We start from the raw sequence: 8,249 nt of genomic DNA, 5'->3' as shown, positions 1-8,249 counted from the left end.
CTCACATGGGGAGACCCCACACTACCATCGGCGATGCGTCGTTTCACTTCTGAGTTCGGGATGGGATCAGGTGGTTCCAACGCTCTATGGTCGTCAAGCAATTCGGTTGGGGAGTCGGTGTTCAGTCGCTTCCCCTAATTGGGTATGTGATGGTGTTGCTGTATTGGTTTCGCTTGCGAGCGATGCGTCTTTTCGGTTTGTTTGTCGACTTCAACCGTCTGACACGCAAACATCAAATTGTTTGGGTGTTATATGGTCAAGCCTCACGGGCAATTAGTATGGGTTAGCTCAACGCCTCACAGCGCTTACACACCCCACCTATCAACGTCGTAGTCTTCGACGGCCCTTCAGGGAGCTCAAGGCTCCAGTGAGATCTCATCTTGAGGCAAGTTTCCCGCTTAGATGCTTTCAGCGGTTATCTCTTCCGAACATAGCTACCCGGCAATGCCACTGGCGTGACAACCGGAACACCAGAGGTTCGTCCACTCCGGTCCTCTCGTACTAGGAGCAGCCCCTCTCAAATCTCAAACGTCCACGGCAGATAGGGACCGAACTGTCTCACGACGTTCTAAACCCAGCTCGCGTACCACTTTAAATGGCGAACAGCCATACCCTTGGGACCGGCTTCAGCCCCAGGATGTGATGAGCCGACATCGAGGTGCCAAACACCGCCGTCGATATGAACTCTTGGGCGGTATCAGCCTGTTATCCCCGGAGTACCTTTTATCCGTTGAGCGATGGCCCTTCCATACAGAACCACCGGATCACTAAGACCTACTTTCGTACCTGCTCGACGTGTCTGTCTCGCAGTCAAGCGCGCTTTTGCCTTTATACTCTACGACCGATTTCCGACCGGTCTGAGCGCACCTTCGTACTCCTCCGTTACTCTTTAGGAGGAGACCGCCCCAGTCAAACTACCCACCATACACTGTCCTCGATCCGGATAACGGACCAGAGTTAGAACCTCAAAGTTGCCAGGGTGGTATTTCAAGGTTGGCTCCACGCGAACTGGCGTCCACGCTTCAAAGCCTCCCACCTATCCTACACAAGCAAATTCAAAGTCCAGTGCAAAGCTATAGTAAAGGTTCACGGGGTCTTTCCGTCTAGCCGCGGATACACTGCATCTTCACAGCGATTTCAATTTCACTGAGTCTCGGGTGGAGACAGCGCCGCCATCGTTACGCCATTCGTGCAGGTCGGAACTTACCCGACAAGGAATTTCGCTACCTTAGGACCGTTATAGTTACGGCCGCCGTTTACCGGGGCTTCGATCAAGAGCTTCGCTTGCGCTAACCCCATCAATTAACCTTCCGGCACCGGGCAGGCGTCACACCCTATACGTCCACTTTCGTGTTTGCAGAGTGCTGTGTTTTTAATAAACAGTCGCAGCGGCCTGGTATCTTCGACCGGCATGAGCTTACGGGGTAAACCCTTCACCCTCACCGGCGCACCTTCTCCCGAAGTTACGGTGCCATTTTGCCTAGTTCCTTCACCCGAGTTCTCTCAAGCGCCTTGGTATTCTCTACCCAACCACCTGTGTCGGTTTGGGGTACGGTTCCTAGTTACCTGAAGCTTAGAGGCTTTTCCTGGAAGCATGGCATCAACCACTTCTCCTTCTAAAAGAAGGATCGTCATCAGTTCTCGGCATTAAGATCCCGGATTTACCTAAGACCTCTGCCTACCACCTTAAACTTGGACAACCAACGCCAAGCTGGCCTAGCCTTCTCCGTCCCCCCATCGCAGTAACTAGAAGTACGGGAATATTAACCCGTTTCCCATCGACTACGCTCTTCAGCCTCGCCTTAGGGACCGACTCACCCTGCGTCGATTAACGTTGCGCAGGAACCCTTGGTCTTTCGGCGTGCGAGTTTTTCACTCGCATTGTCGTTACTCATGTCAGCATTCGCACTTCTGATACCTCCAGCAAGCTTCTCAACTCACCTTCACAGGCTTACAGAACGCTCCTCTACCGCTCAACTTACGTTGAACCCGTAGCTTCGGTACCTGGTTTGAGCCCCGTTACATCTTCCGCGCAGGCCGACTCGACTAGTGAGCTATTACGCTTTCTTTAAAGGGTGGCTGCTTCTAAGCCAACCTCCTAGCTGTCTGAGCCTTCCCACATCGTTTCCCACTTAACCAGGATTTTGGGACCTTAGCTGACGGTCTGGGTTGTTTCCCTTTTCACGACGGACGTTAGCACCCGCCGTGTGTCTCCCGTGCTGACACTTGCTGGTATTCGGAGTTTGCATCGGTTTGGTAAGTCGGGATGACCCCCTAGCCGAAACAGTGCTCTACCCCCAGCAGTGATACACGAGGCGCTACCTAAATAGCTTTCGAGGAGAACCAGCTATCTCCGAGCTTGATTAGCCTTTCACTCCGATCCACAGGTCATCCGCTAACTTTTCAACGGTAGTCGGTTCGGTCCTCCAGTTAGTGTTACCCAACCTTCAACCTGCCCATGGATAGATCGCCCGGTTTCGGGTCTATTCCCAGCGACTAGACGCCCTATTAAGACTCGCTTTCGCTACGCCTCCCCTATTCGGTTAAGCTCGCCACTGAAAATAAGTCGCTGACCCATTATACAAAAGGTACGCAGTCACCTAACAAAGTAGGCTCCCACTGCTTGTACGCATACGGTTTCAGGATCTATTTCACTCCCCTCTCCGGGGTTCTTTTCGCCTTTCCCTCACGGTACTAGTTCACTATCGGTCAGTCAGTAGTATTTAGCCTTGGAGGATGGTCCCCCCATATTCAGACAAAGTTTCTCGTGCTCCGTCCTACTCGATTTCACTTCTAAGATCCTTTCGCGTACAGGGCTATCACCCACTATGGCCGCACTTTCCAGAGCGTTCCGCTAAAATCAAAGAAGCTTAAGGGCTAGTCCCCGTTCGCTCGCCACTACTAAGGGAATCTCGGTTGATTTCTTTTCCTCAGGGTACTTAGATGTTTCAGTTCCCCTGGTTCGCCTCACACACCTATGTATTCAGTGTGTGATAACCATCTTATGATGGCTGGGTTCCCCCATTCAGACATCTCCGGATCACAGTCTGTTTGCCGACTCCCCGAAGCTTTTCGCAGGCTACCACGTCTTTCATCGCCTCTGACTGCCAAGGCATCCACCGTATGCGCTTCTTCACTTGACCATATAACCCCAAGCAATCTGGTTACTGTCTATAACGTGAAGACGACATTCGCCGAAAATCCGCATTTCGCTCTCTCGAGCAACTCGCAAATTTTACCTTGACTTGAATAATCACCAGTGAAAGTAATTACCCAAATCTACTTCTATCACATACCCAAATTTTTAAAGAACAGTTACTGGCGCAAAGACCAGAAATCAATACACTCAAAGAGCGCATTCATTTCTGTGCTTTCAGCGATTATCGAGTTAATGGTGGAGCCAAGCGGGATCGAACCGCTGACCTCCTGCGTGCAAAGCAGGCGCTCTCCCAGCTGAGCTATGGCCCCATCTACAGATCGGCCACATCCCATGACAATTGGTGGGTCTGGGCAGATTCGAACTGCCGACCTCACCCTTATCAGGGGTGCGCTCTAACCAACTGAGCTACAGACCCAATCGTCTCTCTCGGGTCGAAACCCAATCGCTTTTCGCTAGTGAATCAAGCAATTCGTGTGGGAACTTATGAAGAAGCTGAAGTCTTCGATTAAGGAGGTGATCCAGCCGCAGGTTCCCCTACGGCTACCTTGTTACGACTTCACCCCAGTCATGAATCACTCCGTGGTAACCGTCCCCCCGAAGGTTAGACTAGCTACTTCTGGAGCAACCCACTCCCATGGTGTGACGGGCGGTGTGTACAAGGCCCGGGAACGTATTCACCGTGACATTCTGATTCACGATTACTAGCGATTCCGACTTCACGCAGTCGAGTTGCAGACTGCGATCCGGACTACGATCGGTTTTATGGGATTAGCTCCACCTCGCGGCTTGGCAACCCTTTGTACCGACCATTGTAGCACGTGTGTAGCCCAGGCCGTAAGGGCCATGATGACTTGACGTCATCCCCACCTTCCTCCGGTTTGTCACCGGCAGTCTCCTTAGAGTGCCCACCATTACGTGCTGGTAACTAAGGACAAGGGTTGCGCTCGTTACGGGACTTAACCCAACATCTCACGACACGAGCTGACGACAGCCATGCAGCACCTGTGTCAGAGCTCCCGAAGGCACCCCTCCATCTCTGGAAGGTTCTCTGCATGTCAAGGCCTGGTAAGGTTCTTCGCGTTGCTTCGAATTAAACCACATGCTCCACCGCTTGTGCGGGCCCCCGTCAATTCATTTGAGTTTTAACCTTGCGGCCGTACTCCCCAGGCGGTCGACTTAATGCGTTAGCTGCGCCACTAAGATCTCAAGGATCCCAACGGCTAGTCGACATCGTTTACGGCGTGGACTACCAGGGTATCTAATCCTGTTTGCTCCCCACGCTTTCGCACCTCAGTGTCAGTATTAGCCCAGGTGGTCGCCTTCGCCACTGGTGTTCCTTCCTATATCTACGCATTTCACCGCTACACAGGAAATTCCACCACCCTCTGCCATACTCTAGCTTGCCAGTTTTGGATGCAGTTCCCAGGTTGAGCCCGGGGCTTTCACATCCAACTTAACAAACCACCTACGCGCGCTTTACGCCCAGTAATTCCGATTAACGCTTGCACCCTTCGTATTACCGCGGCTGCTGGCACGAAGTTAGCCGGTGCTTATTCTGTCGGTAACGTCAAAACAGCAAGGTATTAGCTTACTGCCCTTCCTCCCAACTTAAAGTGCTTTACAATCCGAAGACCTTCTTCACACACGCGGCATGGCTGGATCAGGCTTTCGCCCATTGTCCAATATTCCCCACTGCTGCCTCCCGTAGGAGTCTGGACCGTGTCTCAGTTCCAGTGTGACTGATCATCCTCTCAGACCAGTTACGGATCGTCGCCTTGGTGAGCCATTACCTCACCAACTAGCTAATCCGACCTAGGCTCATCTGATAGCGCAAGGCCCGAAGGTCCCCTGCTTTCTCCCGTAGGACGTATGCGGTATTAGCGTTCCTTTCGAAACGTTGTCCCCCACTACCAGGCAGATTCCTAGGCATTACTCACCCGTCCGCCGCTGAATCAGGGAGCAAGCTCCCTTCATCCGCTCGACTTGCATGTGTTAGGCCTGCCGCCAGCGTTCAATCTGAGCCATGATCAAACTCTTCAGTTCAATACTGCTTGGGTTTTGAGAAAACCCTAAACTTGGCTCAGCAATCGCAAATCTCTTCTCCTAAAAGAAGAGCACTCAATGATTTCTCGTTGAGTACATTGTGATGCTGATAATCTTGCTGACCATCAGTCTTACCTCACAAGCACCCACACGAATTGCTTGATTCAGTTGTTAAAGAGCGTTTCGATCAAGTCTTTCGTCTCAACCGAGGCCGCGCATTCTACAGCAGCCTTGTTTCTCGTCAAGCTGTTTTTGAAGAAGTTTTTCTTTCTTCTCAACCGCTTGCGCTTCCGATCAATCTCGCGTCTCTCGTCAGCGGGAGGCGAATCATACAGCGTCCAAAACCGCTGTCAACCACCTCTTTCAACCGCCTCCGATCAACCCGACCGAAGCGCCAACAGGACTCAACCTTCACCCTGTCAGCCCGGCGCATTCTACTCGAAGCCGCCTTCCGTGCAAGCCTTTATTTTAGCTAACTTCTTGATTTACAAGACGTTTCGCCAAAGGCCTGCGCCGGAGAAGGTGCGCATTATAGGCACTCAAAAAACCACGTCAACGGTTGTTTTGCTTTTCTTGGGCGAGACTGAGTTTTCTATAGGCCCGCGCCTCTTATATCCGCGCTTCTTATATATGAAGGCGGCGAAACGGCCGCAATGTGCGCACCAATTAGCTGTACGAGCGAACGACCATAGCCGCGGGCCTGAGTTCACTCAAAAATTGCGCTAAGAAGCTAACCAGCACTCATTATTGGATGCCTACCCCGCTCTGCCGCCGTCGCAACGCCCTAGTTGTAAACTGCTTCACAGTCCTCATGATCTATCCTGCCTAGCATTCGCACTTCATTGGCGTGCGGGTATTGCACGCAGCAAGTCGTTGCGCATGAAGCGCGCCCTGCAGCAGCAATGCATAAAAGCAGGTTTCAGTTGAGTCATGGAATGACGTTTTCTAGCAAGCTAGCCGTTCAGGTTCTGGCGGCAGCAAAATCTCCAATCACAGCGTCCTGCTTTGCAGGCGACGATATTCGCTACGCTGCAGAGTACGAGCTCCTGGAGCAGGAGTTAGGCAAGGCAGCTTCCTTGCACGCCGCCGGGGCCGTCGACTGGGAAGCTATGCGCGCAGGTAGTGAAAGCCTGCTAAGCACCCAGACGAAAGATCTACGAATCGCCGCATGGCTGACTTGGAGCCTGTATCAACGCGACTCGTTTCTCGGGCTGCATGCCGGCCTGGCCATGCTCGGCTTCTTCTGCCGCGATCACTGGGAAGATATCCACCCTCGCAAGGACCGCACTCGCGCTGCTGCAATCAATTGGCTGGTCCCCCGCATGGAACAGGTGCTTGCCGACCATGTGCCAATGGGCGAGCAACTGCCTCTATTCGAGCAGATCGCGATCGAACTACGCAGCCTCGAAAGCTGCCTAGCGACACGCCTGGGATCCCAAGCCCCACTTCTTTTACCGCTATGTCGCCGACTCGAGGAAATGGTCAAGCGAGCCGGCGCTGCCCATCCGCAGCCAGGCGCTGTCGGCGCCGCTATCGCCCAGGTCAAGCAGGCGGCAGTGCAGGTGTTCACCGCCACCACACCGGTTGAGCATGAGAAAGACGCCCACAAGAGCCTACGCAGCCTGCAGGATCAGGCCCGACCGCTTTGTAGCTGGTGGCTTAAGCAGAAAGCCACAGACCTCCGGCCACTGCGCCTAACCCGGACCCTGCTGTGGCTCTCTATCGACAGCCTGCCTGAACGCAACGCCGAGCAGATCACTTCTTTGCGTGGCATCCCCCCAGATAAGCTGGCTAGCTATCGCGAGCGTTTTGGCCAAGGTCTTTACGCCGACCTGCTGGCAGACTTGGAGGCCAGCATCGCCCGAGCACCATTCTGGCTGGACGGCCAGCGCCTAGCCTGGGAATGCCTGAACGAGCTGGACGCGGAGCAGGCGATGCGGGAAGTGGAAATCCAGCTTGCGCTTTTCCTGCAACGCATGCCTGGCCTCGACGAGTTGCGCTTCCATGACGGCGTTCCTTTCGCCGATGCCGAAACCCGTGCCTGGATCAGCGCCCGGGTAATGCCGCATGTACAACCGGCACAGGCCCCCGAATCGCACAACAACCAGAGCGACGCAACGCCCGCCTGGGAAGAAGCGCTTCAGGAAGTGCTTCCTCAGCTGCGAAAGGTCGGGCTCAAATGCGCGGTGCAGAAGCTCAAACTCGGGCTGAACCAGGCCCGAGGCGGGCGTGAGCGCTTCTTCTGGCAGCTGACCTTGGCTCGCTTGTGCTTCCAGGCCAAGAAATACGACCTGGCTAAGACCCAACTCGAATCCCTCGATCAGACGCTGCAGGCCACGGGCCTCGGCGACTGGGAACCCGATCTCGCCCTCGAGGTGCTGCGTCTGCTGCATAGCTGCTGTGAGCTGCTGCCGCAGAACCACGCCGTGCGTGAAAGCAAGGATGAGATTTACCGCAGGCTGTGCCACCTCGATCTCGAAGTGGTACTCGATTAGGCCCCCGGGCCGTAAACCAAAGGAGAAGACCCATGGCCAAAGAAGGCTCGGTAGCCCCCAAAGAACGCATCAACGTCACCTTCAAGCCCTCGACAGGTGGTGCTCAGGAAGAGCTGGAGCTGCCACTGAAGTTGATGGTGCTCGGTGATTTCACCCAGCGTGCCGATGATCGCAAGATCGAAGACCGCAAGCCGATCGCTATCGACAAGAACAGCTTCGACGAAGTCCTGGCCAAGCAGGAGCTGAACCTCACTTTCTCGGTGCCGAACCGTCTGCAGGACGAGCCCACCGATGAAGAGCTGGCCGTGCAGCTGAACATCAATTCGATGAAGGACTTCAACCCGGCCAACCTGGTTGAGCAGGTTCCAGAACTGAAAAAGCTGATGGAGCTGCGCGACGCGCTGGTCGCCCTCAAAGGCCCGCTGGGCAATGCCCCGGCCTTCCGCAAGGCGATCGAGAGCGTACTGGCCGACGACGTCTCGCGCGACCGCATACTCGGTGAGCTGGGCCTCGCCGCCAAAGAACAACTGGACGCCTGATTACTCCGACAA

The 8,249-nt window shown here is 54.3% G+C and carries 2 protein-coding genes, 2 tRNA genes and 3 rRNA genes; 2 read left to right on the top strand and 5 right to left on the bottom strand.

All coding sequences use genetic code 11. The features are described from left to right. The 5 genes from rrf to UF78_RS00545 all read right to left on the bottom strand — a co-directional run. A 5S ribosomal RNA gene (rrf, locus tag UF78_RS00565) occupies window positions 1–98 on the bottom strand; the annotation flags it as partial. A 154-nt stretch (window positions 99–252) separates the two neighbouring features. Further along, window positions 253–3,143, bottom strand: a 23S ribosomal RNA gene (locus UF78_RS00560). Between the two features lie 249 nt (window positions 3,144–3,392). Then, window positions 3,393–3,468: transfer RNA gene (locus UF78_RS00555), tRNA-Ala, on the bottom strand. A 30-nt stretch (window positions 3,469–3,498) separates the two neighbouring features. Beyond that, window positions 3,499–3,575: transfer RNA gene (locus UF78_RS00550), tRNA-Ile, on the bottom strand. Window positions 3,576–3,666: 91 nt separating this feature from the next. Continuing rightward, window positions 3,667–5,203: ribosomal RNA gene (locus tag UF78_RS00545) — 16S ribosomal RNA — on the bottom strand. 935 nt (window positions 5,204–6,138) lie between these two features. Between UF78_RS00545 and tssA the strand changes: the two genes are divergently transcribed. Both tssA and tssB read left to right on the top strand, forming a co-directional pair. Continuing rightward, on the top strand, window positions 6,139–7,698 hold the full coding sequence (gene tssA / locus UF78_RS00540; RefSeq protein WP_045160067.1) for a type VI secretion system protein TssA: 1,560 nt from the start codon (window positions 6,139–6,141) through the stop codon (window positions 7,696–7,698). 32 nt (window positions 7,699–7,730) lie between these two features. Next, window positions 7,731–8,237, top strand: coding sequence for a type VI secretion system contractile sheath small subunit (gene tssB, locus UF78_RS00535; protein ID WP_045160066.1), 507 nt, complete (start codon window positions 7,731–7,733; stop codon window positions 8,235–8,237). Window positions 8,238–8,249: the final 12 nt, after the last annotated feature.

Origin of the sequence: Stutzerimonas stutzeri (assembly GCF_000952685.1) — a bacterium.
GTDB classification, from domain to species: domain Bacteria; phylum Pseudomonadota; class Gammaproteobacteria; order Pseudomonadales; family Pseudomonadaceae; genus Stutzerimonas; species Stutzerimonas stutzeri_E.
Note: the sequence above shows the minus strand (reverse complement) of the source record. Positions and strands in the feature narration are given on the sequence as shown.

Bases quoted from the DNA above. Each gene is read 5' to 3' on its own strand.
- tssA (WP_045160067.1), top strand. From the start codon at position 6,139: ATGACGTTTTCTAGCAAGCTAGCCGTTCAGGTTCTGGCGGCAGCAAAA.
- tssB (WP_045160066.1), top strand. From the start codon at position 7,731: ATGGCCAAAGAAGGCTCGGTAGCCCCCAAAGAACGCATCAACGTCACC.